This is a genomic window from Mycolicibacterium hodleri (genome assembly GCF_025822245.1).
GTDB classification, from domain to species: Bacteria; Actinomycetota; Actinomycetes; order Mycobacteriales; family Mycobacteriaceae; genus Mycobacterium; species Mycobacterium hodleri.
On record NZ_JACKTL010000026.1, the window covers coordinates 13,564 to 31,826 of the forward strand.

The 18,263-nt window shown below is 68.4% G+C and carries 17 protein-coding genes and 1 pseudogene; 12 read left to right on the forward strand and 6 right to left on the reverse strand.

Annotated elements, in window-relative coordinates; genetic code table 11:
• Nucleotides 1-9: 9 nt before the first annotated feature.
• Entirely contained in the window at nt 10-1,362 is a 1,353-nt protein-coding gene (locus H7J06_RS08280) for an HNH endonuclease signature motif containing protein (protein WP_264038253.1), read from the forward strand.
• Here H7J06_RS08280 and pip read toward each other — a convergent pair.
• The 3 genes and pseudogenes from pip to H7J06_RS08295 all read right to left on the reverse strand — a co-directional run bounded on the left by pip (nt 1,346) and on the right by H7J06_RS08295 (nt 3,300).
• Nucleotides 1,346-2,302, reverse strand: coding sequence for a prolyl aminopeptidase (gene pip / locus H7J06_RS08285; protein WP_264038254.1), 957 nt, complete (start codon nt 2,300-2,302; stop codon nt 1,346-1,348). The two genes, H7J06_RS08280 and pip, sit on opposite strands and share 17 nt — an antisense overlap.
• A pseudogene (locus tag H7J06_RS08290) lies at nt 2,302-2,508 on the reverse strand (enoyl-CoA hydratase/isomerase family protein); the annotation flags it as partial. The gene pip and the pseudogene H7J06_RS08290, both read right to left, overlap by 1 nt.
• A gap of 108 nt (nt 2,509-2,616) precedes the next feature.
• Nucleotides 2,617-3,300: a TetR family transcriptional regulator gene (locus tag H7J06_RS08295; protein ID WP_264038255.1), complete on the reverse strand. Its 684-nt coding sequence runs from the start codon at nt 3,298-3,300 to the stop codon at nt 2,617-2,619.
• Nucleotides 3,301-3,370: 70 nt separating this feature from the next.
• On the opposite strand from H7J06_RS08295, the gene H7J06_RS08300 reads away from it, so the two are divergent.
• The gene (locus H7J06_RS08300) at nt 3,371-4,444 is read left to right on the forward strand and encodes a ferredoxin reductase (protein ID WP_264038256.1); all 1,074 of its coding nucleotides are present in this window, start codon (nt 3,371-3,373) and stop codon (nt 4,442-4,444) included.
• A gap of 141 nt (nt 4,445-4,585) precedes the next feature.
• On the forward strand, nt 4,586-5,626 hold the full coding sequence (locus H7J06_RS08305; RefSeq protein ID WP_264038760.1) for a fatty acid desaturase family protein: 1,041 nt from the start codon (nt 4,586-4,588) through the stop codon (nt 5,624-5,626).
• Here H7J06_RS08305 and H7J06_RS08310 read toward each other — a convergent pair.
• Complete coding sequence (locus H7J06_RS08310) at nt 5,623-6,780, reverse strand: alkane 1-monooxygenase (RefSeq protein WP_264038257.1); 1,158 nt, start codon at nt 6,778-6,780, stop codon at nt 5,623-5,625. The genes H7J06_RS08305 and H7J06_RS08310 overlap by 4 nt on opposite strands.
• A 484-nt stretch (nt 6,781-7,264) precedes the next feature.
• Here H7J06_RS08310 and H7J06_RS08315 point away from each other — a divergent pair, with 484 nt between their 5' ends.
• Nucleotides 7,265-8,887, forward strand: coding sequence for a GMC oxidoreductase (locus H7J06_RS08315; RefSeq protein ID WP_264038258.1), 1,623 nt, complete (start codon nt 7,265-7,267; stop codon nt 8,885-8,887).
• Between the two features lie 13 nt (nt 8,888-8,900).
• Here H7J06_RS08315 and nei2 read toward each other — a convergent pair whose 3' ends face one another.
• Nucleotides 8,901-9,671 (reverse strand): endonuclease VIII Nei2, encoded by a 771-nt coding sequence (nei2, locus tag H7J06_RS08320; protein ID WP_264038260.1) that lies wholly within the window; start codon nt 9,669-9,671, stop codon nt 8,901-8,903.
• Nucleotides 9,672-9,867: 196 nt separating this feature from the next.
• On the opposite strand from nei2, the gene H7J06_RS08325 reads away from it, so the two are divergent.
• The 8 genes from H7J06_RS08325 to H7J06_RS08360 are packed head-to-tail and all read left to right on the forward strand — an operon-like array spanning nt 9,868 to nt 17,278.
• Nucleotides 9,868-10,389, forward strand: coding sequence for an MSMEG_0572/Sll0783 family nitrogen starvation response protein (locus tag H7J06_RS08325; protein WP_142553523.1), 522 nt, complete (start codon nt 9,868-9,870; stop codon nt 10,387-10,389).
• A 10-nt stretch (nt 10,390-10,399) separates the two neighbouring features.
• On the forward strand, nt 10,400-11,293 hold the full coding sequence (locus H7J06_RS08330) for a carbon-nitrogen hydrolase family protein (RefSeq protein ID WP_264038261.1): 894 nt from the start codon (nt 10,400-10,402) through the stop codon (nt 11,291-11,293).
• Nucleotides 11,286-11,585, forward strand: a complete 300-nt coding sequence (locus tag H7J06_RS08335; RefSeq protein WP_264038262.1) for an MSMEG_0570 family nitrogen starvation response protein — start codon at nt 11,286-11,288, stop codon at nt 11,583-11,585. The genes H7J06_RS08330 and H7J06_RS08335 overlap by 8 nt, the downstream gene beginning before the upstream one ends.
• Nucleotides 11,582-12,859 carry an MSMEG_0569 family flavin-dependent oxidoreductase gene (locus H7J06_RS08340; protein ID WP_264038264.1) on the forward strand — a complete coding sequence of 426 codons (1,278 nt, stop codon included), beginning with the start codon at nt 11,582-11,584 and terminating at the stop codon, nt 12,857-12,859. Before H7J06_RS08335 ends, H7J06_RS08340 begins: the two co-directional genes overlap by 4 nt.
• Nucleotides 12,860-12,873: 14 nt before the next feature.
• On the forward strand, nt 12,874-13,929 hold the full coding sequence (locus tag H7J06_RS08345; RefSeq protein WP_264038265.1) for an MSMEG_0568 family radical SAM protein: 1,056 nt from the start codon (nt 12,874-12,876) through the stop codon (nt 13,927-13,929).
• 5 nt (nt 13,930-13,934) lie between these two features.
• Nucleotides 13,935-15,338 carry an MSMEG_0567/sll0787 family protein gene (locus tag H7J06_RS08350; protein WP_264038761.1) on the forward strand — a complete coding sequence of 468 codons (1,404 nt, stop codon included), beginning with the start codon at nt 13,935-13,937 and terminating at the stop codon, nt 15,336-15,338.
• Between the two features lies 1 nt (nt 15,339).
• Nucleotides 15,340-16,179: a carbon-nitrogen hydrolase family protein gene (locus H7J06_RS08355; RefSeq protein WP_264038267.1), complete on the forward strand. Its 840-nt coding sequence runs from the start codon at nt 15,340-15,342 to the stop codon at nt 16,177-16,179.
• Between the two features lie 4 nt (nt 16,180-16,183).
• On the forward strand, nt 16,184-17,278 hold the full coding sequence (locus H7J06_RS08360; protein ID WP_264038268.1) for an MSMEG_0565 family glycosyltransferase: 1,095 nt from the start codon (nt 16,184-16,186) through the stop codon (nt 17,276-17,278).
• Here H7J06_RS08360 and H7J06_RS08365 read toward each other — a convergent pair.
• Entirely contained in the window at nt 17,275-18,216 is a 942-nt protein-coding gene (locus H7J06_RS08365; protein ID WP_264038269.1) for an SDR family NAD(P)-dependent oxidoreductase, read from the reverse strand. The two genes, H7J06_RS08360 and H7J06_RS08365, sit on opposite strands and share 4 nt — an antisense overlap.
• Between the last annotated feature and the right edge of the window lie 47 nt (nt 18,217-18,263).

Below are 18,263 nucleotides of genomic sequence, written 5' to 3' on the forward strand. Positions count from 1 at the left end.
TGTTCGAGTATGAGTTCGGATCGGGTCACCGCGGCGGTCGCCTCGCTGATGGCCGCCGTCACCGAACTCGCCGACCTGAATTGTGACCAGTTCACCCACCTCGAATTGGTGGAGTTGCTGGGGGAACTGGAAACGGTGACCTGGCAGCTGCCGACGGTGGGGCATCGGGTGATCGCCCGGCTGCAACGCGAAGCCTCCCCGGTGAAGCTCGGGGTGAAGTCGTTGGGGTCGGTGCTGACGCAGCGGTTGCGGATCTCGGGCAAGGAGGTCCGGCGCCGGCTCAGTGAGGCCGAGGATCTCGGGCCGCGGACCACGCTCAACGGGCAGCCGTTGGACCCGAAGCTGGCCCCTACCGCCACTGCGCAGCAGTCCGGGGCGATCGGACCGGAACACGTGGCGGAGATTCGGTCGTTTCTGGGCAAGCTGCCGACGTGGGTGGACCCCGAGGTTCGGGAGCTCTCGGAGAAGACGTTGGTGCACATCGGATCCTCCACGGGGCCTGAGGAGGTGAAGAAGGTCGCCGAGAAGCTGGCCGCCGCGATCGACCAGGACGGACCCGAACCCGACGACCGGGACCGGGCGCGGAAACGATTGTTGACGATCGGACCCCAGCAGGCCGACGGGATGAGCCGCATCACCGGGCTCCTGGACCCCGAAGCGAGGGCGACCCTGGAGCCTATCCTCGCCAAGCTCGCCGCCCCCGGCATGTGCAACCCGGAGGACTGCGAACCCAGAACCTCCGGCACGCCCTCACAGGAGCAGGTCGACGCCGATGACCGCAGCGTCGGGCAACGCACCCACGACGCCCTCATCGCCATCGGACGGTCGGTGTTGAGTTCGGGCGAGTTGGGTCAGCACAACGGGTTGCCGGTCACCGTCATCGTCACCACCACCCTGCAAGACCTGGAAGCCGCCCGCGGCAGCGGTGTCACCGGTGGTGGCAGCCTGTTGCCGATGGCCGATCTGATTCGGATGGCGTCTCACGCCCATCACTACTTGGCGGTGTTCGACAAACATACGAACGAAGCCCTCTACCTCGGCCGCACCAAACGCCTCGCCTCAGCGGGACAACGGATCGTGCTCCACGCGCGGGACCGTGGGTGCACCAAACCCGGCTGCACGGTGCCTGGGTACGGGACGCAGGTGCACCATATGACCGGGTGGGCCAAGGACGGGCAGACCAACATCGACGACGTCACCTTCGCCTGCGGTGGGGACAACCGCCTCGCCGAACACGGCTGGACGGTCCAACTCCGCGACGGTGTGGTGGAGTGGATCCCACCCCCGCAACTCGACGTCGGGCAAGCCCGAATCAACTACCTCCACCACCCCGAACGACTGTTGGTCACATCCGACGGCTGACGTCGTCGAGGAAGTCGACGAGGTGGTCGGCCATCACGCCACCTGAGCTGTGCCCGACCCCGGGTACCAGGTGCAGTCGGGCGGCCGGCCACTTCTGCGCGAGCTGCCAGGGAATCTCCGACGGGCAACTCAGGTCGAGGCGGCCGTGGATCAGCACCGCCGGCAGGTGGGTGATGCGCCCGACGTTGCGCAGCAGCTCCCCGTCGGGCAGCCAGGCGGCGTGCCGCCAATAGTGGGTCACCAAGCGCGCAAAGCATATTCGGTATGCGGGGTCACCGTAGCGGGCCGGCGGCGGGCGGGTTCCGTCGACGTCGACGTGGCTGGCCTCCCAATCGCACCAGTCCCGGGCCGCCTTCTCGCGCACCCGCACATCCGGGTCCGCGAGCAGGCGGGCATAGCCGTCGGCGAGGCTGCCGCCCCGGTCCTCCTCGGGCAGTTGATCGCGAAAGCGCGACCACGCTTCGGGGAAGAGTCGGCCCACGGCCCGGGTGATCCACTCGACTTCGGCTGGCCCGGTAGTGGTTACGGCCGTCAGCGCGAGGGCGGTGACGCGGTCGGGATGCCGCTCGGCATAGGCCAGCGACAGCGTCGTGCCCCAGGACCAGCCTGCGAGCAACCAGCGTTCCACCCCGAGGTGCTCCCTGAGCTGCTCCATGTCCGCGAGCAGATGATGAGTCGTATTGGTCGCCAAGTCCACCGCGGCATCGGCGGCATGGGGCGTGCTGCGGCCGCATCCGCGTTGGTCGAAGGCGATGATGCGGTATCGCTCGGGATCGAACGACCGCCGCATCCCCGGCACGCACCCCGACCCGGGACCGCCGTGTACGAGCAGAGCTGGTGCGCCATCGGGGTTTCCGGATGTCTCCCAATGGATCTGGTTGCCGTCACCCACCTCCAGCAGTCCCGACGCGTAGGGTTCGACGGGCGGATGGGCGGCCATCAGCTCTTCCTGTGGTTCGTGAAGTCAGAAGTCGCCGCCGTCAGTTCACCGGTAGTGGTCGACAGGGCCTGGCTGCGGTTCTCCAGGTGAAACGCCGCCTGGAGGGCGGGTGCCTCGAGGTTCGCCCACAACACTTGCTTGGTCGACTCATGGCCGAACATGCCGTAATTGCATAGGGTTTCGGCAATGATCAGTGCCTCGTCCAGATCGAGGCCCGAGCAGAATCCGCGGGCTGCCCCGGTCATGACCGCGACGTCGGGGCGCGGGCGGCTCAACTCGAGATGCGGCATGGTGCTCAACCCTATTCGCGGTCCTCAGTCGCTACTGTGCCATCCGCTGATCCCCACGATGATCATCCGTAGCTGCTTGACCGCGGTGTGGCGGATCTCGTCGAGCGCGGCCTGATCGGGCGCGTCTTCGATGGCCTCGGCGATCACGATCATCGAGTTCACGAACAGGCTGGACAGGATGTTGAGGTCTTCGGCACTCCACGCGTTCAGGCCCGGAAAGCGGGTGAGGTCGATGGCCAGTTCCGAGGTGATCAGTCGAATTTCGGTGCGGATGGCGTACCGCAGCACGGTGACGCCACTGTTGCGTTCGCGGGCGATGAATCGCCAGTGCTCACGGCGTTCGGCGACGCCTGCGACCAGGATGTCGACCGTCGACTCGATCACTCGGCTGGGGTCGAGCTTGCCGGCTCGGGCGCCGCGCAGCATGTCGCGCAGGGCGCGGAACGATTCGTCGATGAGGACGAGGCCGAGCGCCTCCATGGAGTCGAAGTGCCGGTAGAAGGCGGCGGGCACGATGCCGGCCTCGCGGGTCACCTCGCGCAGGCTCAACGCGCTGAAACTGCGTTCCTCGAGCAGCCGCAGTGCGCCGGCCACGATCGCGCGGCGGGTGGCTTCCTTGCGTTCTTCGCGGGTCAGCGTGTCCCGGGAGCGAGAGGACCCCGACCGTCCCGACCGGGAAGATCGTGAACTGGGCGTACGTTCGTTCACCGTTGTGAAACCTACCACAACCTGGTCAAAGCTATTGACGGTGCCGTCCGAAGAAGCGCACGGTGTACACATGTTCACTCAAACGAAGACGCTGAGCCTGCGGGACCGGTTGTTGCGGTCGCCGCTCGTCGACCTGCTCACCGGACCCCACGGCGTCGATCGCTACACGGAGCTCGTCGAGCCCACGTGGACGTTGGGGGACTGCCGCGCCAAGGTGGTCGCGGTCCGCAGGCAGACGCCCCGCAGTGTGACCCTCTTGCTCGAACCCAACGCGGCCTTCGCGGCCGGTCCCGCTCTTCGCGCCGGGCAGCACGTCAACCTCACGGTCGAGGTCAACGGACGTCGTCAGGTCCGCTGCTACTCACCTGCCAACGCCGAGGGGGACCGGCTCGTCGAACTGACCATCGGCGTGCACGACGCCGGTGTCGTGTCCCAGCACCTCTTCCGCAATGCCAGGCCCGGCATGGTCGTCGGACTCGACGTCGTCGGCGGTGACTTCACGCTGCCGATGGAGCGTCCCCGCAACGTCCTTTTCGTGTCCGGCGGCAGCGGGATCACCCCGGTGCTGTCGATGCTGCGGACCTTGATCCGCGAAGACGAGGATCGCGACGTCACCTTCATCCACTACGCCCGCACCCCCGAGGAGGCGTGCTATCGCGCCGAGCTGGCCGATGTCTCGGGTGTTCGGATCCTGCACGGTTACTCGCGGACGTCCGGGGCCGGTGATCTGACCGGTTACTTCGGACCGGAGCACCTCGTCGACGCGCCGACTCCGGATGCGGTGTTCGTCTGCGGGCCGCCCGCGCTGGTCGACGCCGTCCGCGCGCACTATCCGGACGCGAGCTTCGAGAGCTTCGTGCCCCCGGTGTTCGAGGTTCCGGCGGAGGCGTCCGGAGGAACCGTGGCATTCGCCGACAGCGGCGTCGAGGTGACCGACGACGGACGCTCGCTGCTCGAACAGGCCGAGGCCGCGGGGCTTTCGCCGCAGAGCGGATGCCGGATGGGCATCTGCCACACCTGCACCCGTCGCAAGACCAACGGCGCGGTCAAGAACCGCATCACCGGCGCCGTCTCGGCGGCCGACGAGGAGGACGTGCAGATCTGCGTCTCCGTCCCCGTCGGTGACGTCGAACTAGCCCTTTAATCCAATCCCACCGAGAAGGAGATCGCCATGACCGCCATGCTCGAGAAGCCCACCGCCGACATCGAGGCCGACGTCGCAGACGTACTGCCCGCACCCATCCGGCAGGCCATCACCAAGGTCGTCGGCGGCAAGCCCGTCACGATGACCCCGGAGATGGCCGACGCCTTCGGCGCCGAGCTCGACGCCCTGCGCGAGCGCGTCGTCGCCGACCTTGGCGAGCGCGACGCCACCTACATCCGCCGAGTCATCAAGGCGCAGCGTGCCCTCGAGGTCGGCGGCCGGGCGATGCTGTTCGCCGGCGTCCTCCCGCCCGCCTGGATCGCGGGCACCGCGATGCTGGCCGTGTCGAAGATCCTCGACAACATGGAGATCGGCCACAACATCATGCACGGGCAGTACGACTGGATGGGCGATCCCGCGCTCGCCGGCCGCAACTTCGAGTGGGACTCGGCCTGCCCCAGCGACCAGTGGCGCCACTCGCACAACTACATGCACCACACCTACACGAACATCGTGGACATGGATCGCGACATCGGCTACGGCATCCTGCGGATGAGCGAGGACCAGCGGTGGACGCCGTACTACTACGGCAACCCCGTCTACGCGTTCCTGCTGATGGTGCTGTTCCAGTACGGCGTCGCGCTGCACGAGCTGGAGACCGAGCGCATCCGCTCCGGTGAGATCAGCATCGCCGACAAGCGCGAAACGCTCATCGGCATCTGGCGCAAGGTCAGGCGCCAGACGCTGAAGGACTACGTGGCCTTCCCGCTGCTGGCCGGTCCGTTCGCGCCGTGGGTGTTCACGGGCAACCTGACTGCCAACCTGATTCGCAACATCTGGTCCTACGCGATCATCTTCTGCGGTCACTTCCCGGACGGGACACAGGAATTTACCAAGGAGGAGACCGCGAACGAGACTCGCGGCATGTGGTACTTCCGGCAGATCCTCGGCTCGGCCAACCTGACCGGCGGAAAGCTGTTCCACGTGATGAGCGGCAACCTGTCCTTCCAGATCGAGCACCATCTGTTCCCCGACATCCCCGCGTTCCGGCATGCCGAGATCTCGCAGGAGGTCCAGGAGATCTGCGAGCGATACGGCATTCCCTACAACAAGGGTCCGCTGCCGCAGCAGTTCGCCACCGTCGTGCGCAAGATCTGCAAGCTCGCGCTGCCCTGGAACTAGCCGCGCGAAGGGGCGGTGGCGTAGCGCCGGCGCAACCGCTTCTCGCTGCGCGGATTGACTGCAGCCAAACCGATTTCGCCGCCGTAGTGAGCGAGCACCCGGGGATCCATCACCCGGCGCCACAGCGGCGGGAGGCCCGCCAGTATCAGCATTGCGGCATAGCCGGCGGGCAGTTGGGGAGCCTCGTCGTCATGGCGCAGTGCTTGGTACCTGCGCGAGGGGTGTGCGTGGTGATCGGAGTGTCGCTGCAGATGAAACAGGAGCAGGTTGGCGACCACGGTGTTGTTGTTCCAGCTGTGTGAGGGACGCACACGTTCGTAGTGTCCGTCGGGACGCCGCTGCCGCCGCAGCCCGTAGTGCTCGATGTAGTTGATCGCCTCCAGCAGGGCAACCCCGACGATGGCCTGGCCCAGCAGCCACGGCAACACGCCGGGTCCAAAGGCGACGGCGAGCGCACCGAACAGCGCGGCCGTCACGAGCCAGGCGTGGAGCGCGTCGTTGCGAATGTTCCACACGGAGAGTCCCAGCCGTGCCAAGCGCTTGCGTTCCAGCTGCCACGCGGACCGCACACCGCCCGTCACCGACCGGGGAATGAAGGCCCACAGACTCTCTCCCATCCGCGAGCTTGCCGGGTCCCCGGCAGTGGCGACGTTGATGTGGTGTCCCCGGTTGTGCGCGACGAAGAAGTGTCCGTAGCAGGCCTGGGCGAGTGCGATCTTGCTGAGCCGCTGCTCGACCCTGGCTCGCTGATGGCCCAATTCATGCGCGGCGTTGATGGCGATGCCGCCGATCCCGCCGATCGTGATCATCAAACCGACGCGGTCGACGGTGGCGAGGGTGACTCCGCCGCCGCCGCTCCACAGCCAGCAGGCCAGCACCAAGGACACGTACTGGATCGGTAGGTACAGGTAGGTGGCCCACCGGTAGAAGCGGTCGTTCTCAAGGCGCGCCAGCGCGCTGTCGGGCGGGTTCTCGGAGTCCGGGCCCACTGCGTAGTCGAGTACGGGGAGTACGCAGAACGTCAGAATGGGGCCGAGGTACCAGAACACCCCGACACCGGTCGTGTATGCACCCAGCCACGCCAGTGGAAACACCGCGGGGACCACTAGGCCGAGCAGCCACAGGTGCCGTTTCGGGTCTCGCCAGGGCGCCATCGCACGTGCTGCCTCACCGGGTTGGCTAGCCAGCCGATGGTACGTCATGCCACCCCCCCGATCACATTGCGATTCGCGTGGCTAGTTAACTTACGTTTGCGTGGATAGTAGCTTAAGGTCGTGTACGTGCTCGGGTATCCGCTCGGTATTCACGCACTGACCGTTGCCGCAATCGGCCGCGTGCCGTCGACGGTGGGTGCTGTCTTGAACGAGGGCGGTTGCGCTGCAAGCAATTACATCTTCTCGCCGATGTAGTAGGCGCAGGTGACGCCGTCTCGTGGCCCTGCCGAGTGGGAATGCCCGGGTTTCCGAACTAAAGGTATGAATTGATCATGAATAAATATCGTGTTATCGGACAGCTAACACAGCAGCGCAATAGCACGTCGTCAGGTCGGGCCGAGGACATGAATTGCCGGGCGTTGCTCGCGGGTGCCATTCACGGGGTGGGTCGGAATCGTCGGGCGTTCCTGGCACGGCCGGCCCAGTGACTGCTTTTTCTCGTCGTCGTTTCCTCTATGGCACCGCGGCCGCTGCGGCGGCGGGAGTCGGCGCGGTGGCATGCGGCACGAAGCAGGATCAACCACCGCCGGTCCCGCGCGACCACCACTCGGCCATCGTCGTCGGCAGCGGCTACGGCGGCGGGGTGTCGGCGCTGCGCCTCGGGCTCGCGGGGGTCGACACCTTGATCCTGGAAAAGGGCCGGCACTTCGACACTCCGGACGCGGACGGCAAGCGCTTCTCCAGAATGGTGCCGCCCGACACCCGTGCGAGCTGGTTCACCGTCGTCCCCCCGAGCCTGGTTCCCTCGTTCCAGGGCATCTCGGTCGCAGACGTCGTCAAGCAGGTCCCGTCACCGCAGCCGGTTCAGGCCGGGGTGTGCGAGAACCTTACGTTTGGCGCTCACAACGTTTTTCGCGGGGTCGGGGTCGGAGGTGGCTCGTTGATCAACGCCGCGATCGCAGCCGTGCCGACTCCGGGACAGCTTCAGGAGGCGTTTCCCGACATCGCCCCCGCAGAGTTTCTCGACACGTACATCCCGCGGGCCAGGGACACGCTGCGAATCAGTTACCGAGACATGGACTGGTTCGAACAGACGCCGTGGTTCCAGTTCGCGCGGACCGGACGGCAGTACGCAGCGGCGGCCGGATACGGGGTCGACTACAACGGAAGCGCCTATTCCTTCGACTACATGCTGCAGGAAGAGGCCGGTACCGTTCCGCGTTCGGCCTTCGACCTCGAACAGCAGTATGGAAACAACCACGGCAGGTTGGGCAGCGTCGACGTGACCTACGTCGCCGCGGCGCTCGCGACGGGAAAGGTCACCCTGAGCCCACTGACCGAGGTGACCGGCATCCGGCGCGAGGCTGGCGGCGAATGGGTGGTGTCGACCCGAAGGATCGACCGGTGGGGCAAGGAGCTCGAGCGACGTGAATTGGGTTGCGACAAGCTGTTCTTGAGCGCGGGTGTGCTGGGCACCAATACGATCCTGATGCGCGCCAGGGAGTCCGGCGGGTTGAACGATCTCAGCGAGGAGATCGGGCGCGGGTATGGCAACAACGGCGACGTCATGGTGGCCCACCACCTTCAGGACACCGACCCGTCCGGGGCTCAGCAGTCCTCGCTGGGGATGATCAACCTCGACGGCCGCGACGATCCGGACAACCCGGTGTACGCGAGCATGTTCTCCATCCCGCTGCCCGTCGAGACGCACACACTGGGTTACTACGTCATGGTCAAGACGGGCGATCGCGCCACCATGTCCTACGACGCGACGTCCGACTCGATCGACGTCGACTGGCCGCAATCGCACACCGACAACCTGGTGGGGCGGGCTCAGACGGTGTTCGACAAGGTGACTCAGGCCAACGGCGTCGAGTACCGCGATGACGTGTTCGACGGCAAGGTCTTCGCGCCGAACACCGTGCACCCACTCGGCGGTTGTGTCCGCGGTGCTGCGACGGATGCCTTCGGCAGGGTGAAGAACTACGACAACCTGTACGTGAACGACGCTTCGCAGCTACCCGGGTACCTCGGGTGCAATCCCTACATGACGATCACGGCTCTCGCCGAACGCAACATCGAAGGCGTCCTGCAAGGGCGTACGTGATCGGCGTCGTCCCTCACGTCTGGCAGACCGGGCACCAGAACGAGATCCGCTCGGTGCCGGTGACCTGAGCGCGGTCGGATTCGATCGTCGTCCCGCAGCGCCGGCACGGCCGTCCGACGCGACCGTAGATCCACAGGTCGGCACCCGATCTGGTGTTGCCGGTGGTGGTGCGGTTGACCCGGGAACGATTCAGCCACAACATGTCCCGGGCCCGCTGCACGATCCGCAGCGGATCCTTCACCGCGCTCACCGGTGAACTGGGCAGGCGCCCCGACACGAAGCACAGTTCGTTGGCATAGACGTTGCCGACGCCCGCCATCACCCGTTGGTCCAGCAGTGCCTCGGCCAACGGGCGATCCGGATCCGCCATCAGGTTCGCTGCGGCCGTCCTCGGTTCCCAGTCGTCGCCCAGCAGGTCCGGACCCAGATGGGCGACGGAGTCCATGTCGAGGTCGCGCCGCAAGACCTCCAGCACTCCGAGGTCGACGCCGGCGGCCCGAGAGTCCGCGGTTTCCAGGATGATCCGCACCTTGTGCTGAGGCACGCGGCGGATCTGACCGTCCAGCAGCCATGCGCCGTCCATCTTCAGGTGGGAGTGGATGCTCGCATCTCCCACGCGGATGAACAGGTGCTTGCCGCGACTGAGCACCTCGTCGACCACCTGGCCGGTGAGATCCACGGTGGCGAACTTGGGCACCCGCACGTCACACCGCGTCAGCGTCTTGCCGACCAGGGCGGTCCGCAACTTGTCCGCGGCGCGGAAGACGGTGTCACCTTCTGGCATGGGCTGAAACCTACCCGCATCGCGCTGTGTTACACCCGCGTGTCGGCGGTGAGGTCCGGATAACCGAAACGTATTCCTGCGATGACCATTCGGAAACGTGCGGCTTCTCTAATGGGACCAAGCCGATCACGTCCGGCCTGCCGGCAGCGTCGCCGAGTTCCCGAAGAATCTCACCGCAAGAATCCTGGAGTCCGCCATGTCGTTTGACGATTCGATCGCCGAGAAGATCAAGACCTCCCTCGCCGAAATCCCGCACCCGTCGTTGCCCAAGGGGTCCAACATCTACGGCGGCACCAAGATCTTCCCCGACTACCAGGCCGAGGAGGGCGAGAGCTACTTCACGCTGGTGCACGGGATCGCCCACGAATCGTCGGTCAGCTTCGTCGCCGTGCTGCAGGCCACCAGGGCGCTGCGCAAGGGCTTCGAGTCCGCCCTCTACTTCTACGGGCCCGGTTCGATCAACTGCCTGGCCACCCGCGGCTTCCCGAAGACCGGCGACTCGGGGTTCCCCGGCGAGCAGAACATCAACGACTCGCTGGCGACCTTCATCGCCGAGGGCGGCACGGTGTTCTGCTGCCGGTTCGGTCTCGCGCTGCACGGCGGACGCGAAGAGGACCTGATCGAGGGCGTCATCCCGGCGCACCCGCTCGACGTTCAGGACGCGCTCATCTACTACGCGCGCAAGGGCGCGATCGTCAACTCCACCTACATGGTCTAGGCGGCTCGCGATGACGAAACTCGCAGCGGTCGCGGCGAACTTCACCCGCGACCTGGAACAGAACTACGCGCTGATCGACTCGCTGGCGCGGGAGGCCCGGGACGCGGGCGTGGATTTCATGGTGTTGCCCGAGGCCGCCATCGGCGGGTACCTCTCGTCGCTGGGCAACCACGGCGACACGGTGAAGACGACGAACCGGTCACTGCCGCCGGCCATCCGCGTCGACGGCCCCGAGATCGCCAGGGTGCAGCAGATCGTCGGCGACCTGGTGGTCGCCATCGGATTCTGCGAACTGGACGCCGACGGCGAAACCCGATACAACGCAGCGGCGGTGCTCGACGGCAGCCGGGTGTACGGCACCTACCGCAAGGTTCACCAACCCCTCGGTGAGGGCATGTCGTACTCGGCGGGCTCCGACTACGACGTGTTCGACACGCCGGTCGGCCGGGTGGGGCTGCAGATCTGCTACGACAAGGCCTTCCCCGAAGCCGCTCGCATCATGGCGCTCAAGGGCGCCCAGATCATCGCCAGCCTGTCGGCGTGGCCGGCGGCTCGAACGGCGACCGCGGAGAACCTGCAGGACGACCGGTGGACGTATCGGTTCAACCTGTTCGACGCGGCCCGAGCGCTGGACAACCAGGTGTTCTGGATCGCCTCCAACCAGAGTGGCACGTTCGGCTCACTGCGGTACGTGGGCAACGCGAAGGTAGTCGACCCTGGTGGAAACGTGCTCGCCACAACGCTTCTCGGCAGCGGAATGGCGGTCGCCGACGTCGACGTCGACGGAACGTTCCGCGCCATGCGGGCGGGCATGTTCCATCTGCGCGATCGCAGGCCCGACGTCTACGGACCGGTCGCCGCGGCCGACGGCGTCGACCAGTGGCAGGAGCTGGCCCATGCCTGAGATGACGTTCGACGTGCGATGGCCCGACGGGCGGGTGCAGCGTTGCTACTCGCCGAGCCTGGTGATGCACGACTACCTGACCTCCGGCTCGGACTACACCGTGGCGGACTTCGTCGACCGGTCTGCCACGGCGTTGCACGAGGCCAGTGAACGCGTGCGCGCGAAGTTCGGTTTCGCGTGCACCTCGGCCGCCTCCACCACGGAGCACATCCTCGCCGCGGCAACGGAATTCCCCGGTGACGCGACGATCCGCGTCGTCGGCATGCACCCAGGACTGGAGACGACGTCATGACGGGAGAACACGTCGCCGTCGCGGTCGTCGGCGGCGGTCAAGCCGGCCTGTCGGTGAGCTGGTATCTGCTCAAGGCGGGCGTCGACCACGTGGTGCTGGAGGCGCAGACCCCGGTGCACGCCTGGGCGGACACCCGCTGGGACAACTTCACCCTGGTGACGCCCAACTGGCACTGCACGTTGCCGGGTTACGCCTACGACGGTGCCGACCCCGACGGGTTCATGACCCGTGACGAGGTCGTGGCCTGGCTGGACGGCTGGCTGCAGACCTTCGAGCCGCCGCTGCGCACGCACACCCGCGTCACAACGTTGCGTCGGCGTGCCGCAGGCGGTTTCGAGCTGACCCTGGACACCGCGGCGGGCCAGCAGACGCTCACCTGTGATCACGCGGTCGTGGCCACCGGCGGCTATCCCATCCCCGTCCTGCCGGCGTTCGCGGCGTCGCTGGACGGCTCGATCACCCAGATCCACTCCGAGCAGTACCGCAATGCGGACCAGCTCCCCGAGGGGGCGGTGCTGGTCGTCGGCACCGGCCAGTCCGGCGCCCAGATCGCCGAGGACCTCCACCTGGAGGGCCGCCAGGTGCACCTCGCGGTCGGCAGCGCCCCGCGGGTCGCCCGGTTCTACCGCGGTCGTGACTGCATGACCTGGCTGGCCGACATGGGGCTCTACGACAAGCCCGCCCCCGAGTATCCCGGCGGCAAGGCGGCCATCGAGAAGACCAACCACTACGTCACCGGTCGCGACGGTGGGCGCGACATCGACCTGCGCCGCTTCGCCGCCGAGGGGATGCGGCTCTACGGCACGCTCGGCGGCGGCAAGGACGCCCGGCTGACCTTCGAGCCGTCGTTGCGAGGTGCCCTCGACAAGGCCGACGCGACCTACAACTCGATCTGCGCCGACATCGACGCGTTCATCGAGCGCGAGGGAATCGACGCCCCGCCGGCCACCCGATACACCCCGGTGTGGGGGCCCGATGCCGAGGTCACCGAGCTCGACCTTGCCGCCGCTGGCGTCACCAGCATCGTCTGGGCGATCGGCTACCGGCCCGACTACCGCTGGATCGAGGCCAGCGCCTTCGACGGCGCCGGACGGCCGATGCAGAACCGGGGTGTCACCGAAGTCGAGGGCCTGACCTTCGTGGGCCTGCCGTGGATGCACACGTGGGGTTCCGGTCGGTTCCTCGGCGTCGACCGCGACGCCAGGCACATTGCCGAGACGATCATCGACGATCTTCGACACCAGAACGCGCCGCGGCTCGCCGTGGCCCGCTGAGAACGAGGGAAGCCATGTCCGTCTCCACCCGCGTCGACCTCACTCTGCTGGGGATCCGGGGCCGCCCGCCCGTCAGCCGTACCGCCGGCGCCGGCCCCAGCGCCGACGGTCACCTGATGATCGACGGCAGCGCCGCCGCGATCCCGCTGAATCCCAAGAGCCCCTTCGTCTTCGACGGCAGCCGCGTGCTGCTCGACGGCGAGGACTCGGGCCTCGAGGTCGGCGTGATCGACCGTCCCAGGTTCTACGATCTGCAGACCGCCGAGGGCATCTCATATGACAAGATCGCCCGGCTGCACGGCCGAGACGTGTTGGCCACCACCGTCGTCCAGACGTGTATCCGCTACGGCGTCGACGACCGGTGCCGGTTCTGCTCCATCGAGGAGTCCCTGCGGTCTGGTGCCACGACGGCGGTGAAGCGTCCGCACGAGTTGGCCGAGGTGGCCGAGGCCGCGGTGCGTCTGGACGGCGTCCGCCACATGGTCATGACGACGGGCACCTCGGCGGGCACCGACCGCGGCGCCCGGCATCTGGCCCGGTGCGTGCGCGCGGTGAAGGCCGCGGTGCCCGGGCTGCCCATCCAGGTTCAGTGCGAGCCGCCGGCCGATCTGGCGGTGCTGACCGAGTTGCGCGACGCGGGTGCCGACGCGATCGGCATCCACGTCGAATCCCTCGACGACGAGGTGCGCCGTCGGTGGATGCCGGGCAAGGCGACGGTGCCGCTGCCGCAGTACCGGGAGGCGTGGCGGGAGGCCGTCCGCGTGTTCGGCCGCAACCAGGTGTCGACCTATCTCATCGTCGGGCTCGGGGAAGACCCCGACGAATTGGTGGCCGGGGCAGCAGAACTCGTCGAGATGGGGGTCTACCCCTTCGTGGTCCCGTTCCGTCCGCACCCCGGCACGCTGGCCGTGGACGTCGACGACGCCCACGCGCCCGACGCGGCGACCGTCGAGAAGGTGTCCAGGGAGGTCGCCAACGTGCTTCGGATGGCGGGGATGTCCGGGGCCGACCAGAAGGCCGGCTGTGCCGCGTGCGGGGCGTGCGGCGTGCTGCAGAGCGTCGGCGGGTGACGGGCGTGGAGACGCTGTCGATTCTCGCCGGTACCCGCGCTCACGCCGGTCCCAAGGCGGGCTTCCTCATCCGCCGGGCGGACGACGGTGCCGACGTGACGGTCTACCGCAGGCTGCGCCACGAGGCCTTCGTCGTCGACCAGCACCTGTTCGCCGGTAGCGACGCCGACGACGTCGACGACGATCCGCGCACGGTGGTCCTGGTGGCCGTCGCCCCGGACGGCACGGTGCTGGGCGGCGTGCGGCTGGCCCCGAGATGCGAGCCCGACCTCGGTTGGTGGTCGGGCAGCAGGCTCGTCACCAGCGGGGCGGCGCGGGCGTCGGGGGTCGGTCCGGCGCTTGTCCGCGCGGCGTGCGCTCACGCCGAGTCGGCGGGCGTGCTGCGCTTCGACGCGACGGTGCAGCGGCGATACGCGGCGATGTTCGACTCCCTGGGATGGGAGGACCACGGCGATTGCCTGGTGGCGGGCCAGCCACATGCGTTGATGCGGTGGCCGCTGCACCGGATGCAGCGGTTGGCCGACGCGACCAAGTCGTTTCTGGGTGACGCCCTGGCGCCGCTGCGTGCGGTCCCCGGCGGCCTTGGGCCCGACGGCTTCGTCGGCGACGACGGCGTGCCGCTGCCCGACAGCGATCTGGTGGCGGCGTGTGATGCAATCATCCCGTCCATGGTGGAACGCGATCCGGAGTGGGCGGGGTGGTGCTCGGTGCTGGTCAACGTCAACGACCTGACGGCGATGGGCGCTGCGCCGACCGGATTGCTCGACGCCGTCGGGGCACCCACCCGGTCGCTGCTGATCCGCATCGTGCGCGGCATCGCGAAGGCCTCGGAGGCGTGGCGGGTACCGGTGCTCGGCGGTCACACTCAGCTTGGGGTCCCCGCCTCGTTGGCCGTGACCGCCTTCGGCCGGACGTCGAGTCCGATCCGCGCCGGCGGCGGCTCCGCTGGCGACACCGTGCGTCTGACCGCAGATCTGGCCGGTCGGTGGCGCCCGGGTCACCATGGCAGGCAATGGGATTCGAGTAGCACGCGCACTGCCGACGACCTCGCGGAGTTGGCCGCGCTGGTGGCGCGGATGGCGCCGCGGGCGGCGAAGGACGTCAGCATGGCCGGTGTGGTCGGCACGGTGGGAATGCTGGCCGAGGCCAGCGGCACCGGCGCCGAATTGGACGTGGCCCGCATTCCCCGGCCGGCCGGCGCCGACATGGGGGCGTGGCTGACGTGCTTTCCTGGATACGCGATGCTCACCGCGGACCGCGCCGGGGCTCCGCCGCCGCCCGTGCCGCCCGGCGTGGTCACCGAGGCGTGTGGCGAGCTGACCGGTCGGCGTGGGGTCCGGTTGAGGTGGCCCGACGGCGTCACCACGACCGCGGTGGCGGCGGACGTCACCGGGTTGGGAAGGGCCTGACTTGGGACTCGTGACGATCGGTGCGGTCGCGGCGCACTTCGGCCGCGACCTGGACCGTGGCGTCAGCAAGGTGGTCGGCATCGTGGACGCGGCCGCGCGCGACGGCGTGGAGCTGCTGGTGTTCCCCGACGCGTGCCTCGGCGGATACATCGGCGACCTCCGCGCTCCCGACCCCGACGACCGGCCACCCGCCTTGGACCCCGACGGGCCGGAGATCGCGGCGGTGATCGCGGCGGCGGGTCCGATGACGGTCTGCGTCGGGTATGCCGAGCAGGCGCTGGGTGGGCGATACAACGCGGCGATCTGCGTCTCGGGCGACGGCGTTCTCGGGCACCACCGCAAGGTGCACCAGCCGGCGGGGGAGTCGTTGGCGTACTTGGCCGGCGACTCGTTTGCGGCCTTCGACACCCCGATCGGCCGGCTCGGGATGCTGATCGACTACGACAAGACGTTTCCAGAGTCCGCCCGTGCGTTGGCGCTCGACGGCGCCCACGTCATCGCCGCGCTGTCGGCGTGGCCGGCCAGCGTCACGGATCGGGCGTCCCGGCTGCCCGCGGATCGGCAGGCGCGGCTGTTCGACCTCTACGACTGCGCCCGAGCGGCGGAGAACCAGGTGGTCGTCGTCTCGTCCAACCAGACGGGGGTGATGGGGGCGCTGCGGTTCCTCGGCCAGGCGAAGGTCGTCGGTCCCGGTGGGGACGTGTTGGCCAACACCGGTTCCAAGGGCGGCCTGGCCAAGGTCACCGTCGACGTCGAGGCCGAGATTACCCGCGCCCGAAAGGTGTTGAACCACATCGCCGAACGTCGGGTGGACGCCTACGGCGTCGGTGCCGGAAGCTGACCCGATGCGCGTCGCACTGCTGACCTATTCGACGAAGCCGCGCGGAGGCGTCGTGCACACGCTGCACCTGGCGGAGGCGCTGGCGGCGACGGGCGCCGACGTCACGGTCTGGTCGCTGGCCCGTCAGGGCGACCGTGGCTTCTTCCGCGACGTCGACCCGCGGGTGCGGGTGCGGCTGGTGGACTTCGCCGACCGGGGCGAGGAATCGGTCACCTCGCGCATCGTGCGGTCGATCGACTTGCTGCGGGAGGCGTTCACGCCGCAGGCCTACGACGTCGTGCACGCGCAGGACTGCATCAGTGCCAACGCGGTGGGGCGCTGCATCCGGACGATCCACCACCTCGACCAGTTCACCACGCCCGTGCTGGCGGACTGCCACGAGAAGGCCGTCGTCGAACCGTACGCACGCATCTGCGTCTCCGAGGCGGTGGCCGCCGAGGTGCGGGCCGGCTGGGGGTTGTCGCCGACCGTCATTCCGAACGGCGTTGCGGCGCAACGGTTCGCCGCCGCGGCCTCCGACGACCCGGGCGCCCAGTCGCGGCGCGGGGAATGGCGGCGTCGGCTCGGGCGCTACGTGTTGGCGGTCGGGGGCATCGAGCCACGCAAGGGCACCGTCGACCTGGTGGACGCTCATCACCTTCTGCGGCAACGCGTCCCCGACGTCGGGTTGGTGATCGCCGGGGGCGAGACGCTGTTCGACTACCGCGACTACCGGGCCGAGTTCGAGCGCAGGTGCGCCGACCTCGGCGTCGAACCGCTCATCCTCGGCGCGGTCGACGACGACGACCTGCCGAGCCTGGTCGCCGCGTCGGCGGTGTTCGCCTTCCCGTCGACCAAGGAGGGCTTCGGGCTGGCCGCGATGGAGGCGCTCGCCGCCGGCCGTCCCGTCGTCGCCCGGGATCTACCCGTGCTGCGCGAGGTCTTCGGTGACACCGTCGGCTACGGCGCGACGCCGGCCGCGTTCGCGCGACTCATGGCCGACGCCATGGCGCACCGCACGGATCCGGGGCCGGGACGCGCCCTGGCGTCGTCGTTGACGTGGGCGGCCGCCGCGAGCCGTCACCTCGAGTTCTACGCGGCCCATCCGATGCCGGGCTAGCCAAGACCGGTCATTGTCAGCGAAAGGTCCCACAGCCGTTCGGCATTCGCGGGGTCGAGCGCGTACCTCGCGACCCCGCCGCGGCCGGGCCCGGTGCGGCGGTCGACGACCGGGGCTTCGTTGCAGTCCTCGAAGTACCGACCGCCGACACCGTCGAGCAGGGGCGAGGCCGCCAACAACGTCGACGTCGCGGCGCCCTGCTCGACGGTCTTGAAGTCGGTGCCCGCGGCCCGGAACGCCGTCAGGGCTTGCTCGGCGTAGTCGGCGGGGAGGTGACGCTGCAGCGGGGTGGAGATGCCGCCGGGCATCAGCGCGTTGGCGAGGATGCCGTCCGCCTTCCAGCGGCGGGTGGCCTCGACCGCGAAGAGCACGTTGGCCGTCTTCGACTGGCCGTACGCGGCGAAGGGGTCGTAATCGCGGAACGCGAAGTCGACGTCGTCGAACACCACCGGTGAGCGCAGGTGACCCGACGAGCTCACCGAGACGATGCGTGCGCCACCTTCCGAGGCGAGCGCGTCGTGCAAGCCGACTGCGAGCGCAAAGTGTCCGAGGTGGTTGACGGCGAACTGCATCTCGTGACCGCTGGCGGAGATGGTCAGCTCCTGGATCGCCATCACCCCGGCGTTGTTGACCAGGATGTGCAGCGGCCCGCTCCAGGACGCGACGAAGGCGTTCACGCTGCCCAGATCGCCGAGGTCCAGCGCCGCCACGTCGACGGTGCCGCCGATGTCCGTGGCGACGCGATGCCCCGCCTCGACGTCACGGACGGCCAGCGTCACGTGGGCGCCGGCACCGGCCAGGGCGCGCGCGGTCTCGACGCCGATGCCGGACGACCCCCCGGTGACGATCGCGCGACGACCCGAGAGGTCGACACCGGCGATCACCTCCGCGGCGGTCGACGCGAATCCGAACGGGGTGCGTAGTGGGGTGTCGGTCACGACTGTGCCCAACCCGTCTCAGGGCGTCGATGTTCCCGCGTGGCCGC

Excerpts from the sequence above, each read along its gene's own strand:
- H7J06_RS08280 (WP_264038253.1), top strand. The coding sequence starts at position 10 with ATGAGTTCGGATCGGGTCACCGCGGCGGTCGCCTCGCTGATGGCCGCC.
- H7J06_RS08335 (WP_264038262.1), top strand. The coding sequence starts at position 11,286 with ATGCCTGAGATGACGTTCGACGTGCGATGGCCCGACGGGCGGGTGCAG.
- H7J06_RS08325 (WP_142553523.1), top strand. The coding sequence starts at position 9,868 with ATGTCGTTTGACGATTCGATCGCCGAGAAGATCAAGACCTCCCTCGCC.
- H7J06_RS08340 (WP_264038264.1), top strand. The coding sequence starts at position 11,582 with ATGACGGGAGAACACGTCGCCGTCGCGGTCGTCGGCGGCGGTCAAGCC.
- pip (WP_264038254.1), bottom strand. The coding sequence starts at position 2,302 with ATGGCCGCCCATCCGCCCGTCGAACCCTACGCGTCGGGACTGCTGGAG.
- H7J06_RS08330 (WP_264038261.1), top strand. The coding sequence starts at position 10,400 with ATGACGAAACTCGCAGCGGTCGCGGCGAACTTCACCCGCGACCTGGAA.
- H7J06_RS08360 (WP_264038268.1), top strand. The coding sequence starts at position 16,184 with ATGCGCGTCGCACTGCTGACCTATTCGACGAAGCCGCGCGGAGGCGTC.
- H7J06_RS08300 (WP_264038256.1), top strand. The coding sequence starts at position 3,371 with ATGTTCACTCAAACGAAGACGCTGAGCCTGCGGGACCGGTTGTTGCGG.
- H7J06_RS08310 (WP_264038257.1), bottom strand. The coding sequence starts at position 6,780 with ATGGCGCCCTGGCGAGACCCGAAACGGCACCTGTGGCTGCTCGGCCTA.
- H7J06_RS08305 (WP_264038760.1), top strand. The coding sequence starts at position 4,586 with ATGACCCCGGAGATGGCCGACGCCTTCGGCGCCGAGCTCGACGCCCTG.
- H7J06_RS08345 (WP_264038265.1), top strand. The coding sequence starts at position 12,874 with ATGTCCGTCTCCACCCGCGTCGACCTCACTCTGCTGGGGATCCGGGGC.
- nei2 (WP_264038260.1), bottom strand. The coding sequence starts at position 9,671 with ATGCCAGAAGGTGACACCGTCTTCCGCGCCGCGGACAAGTTGCGGACC.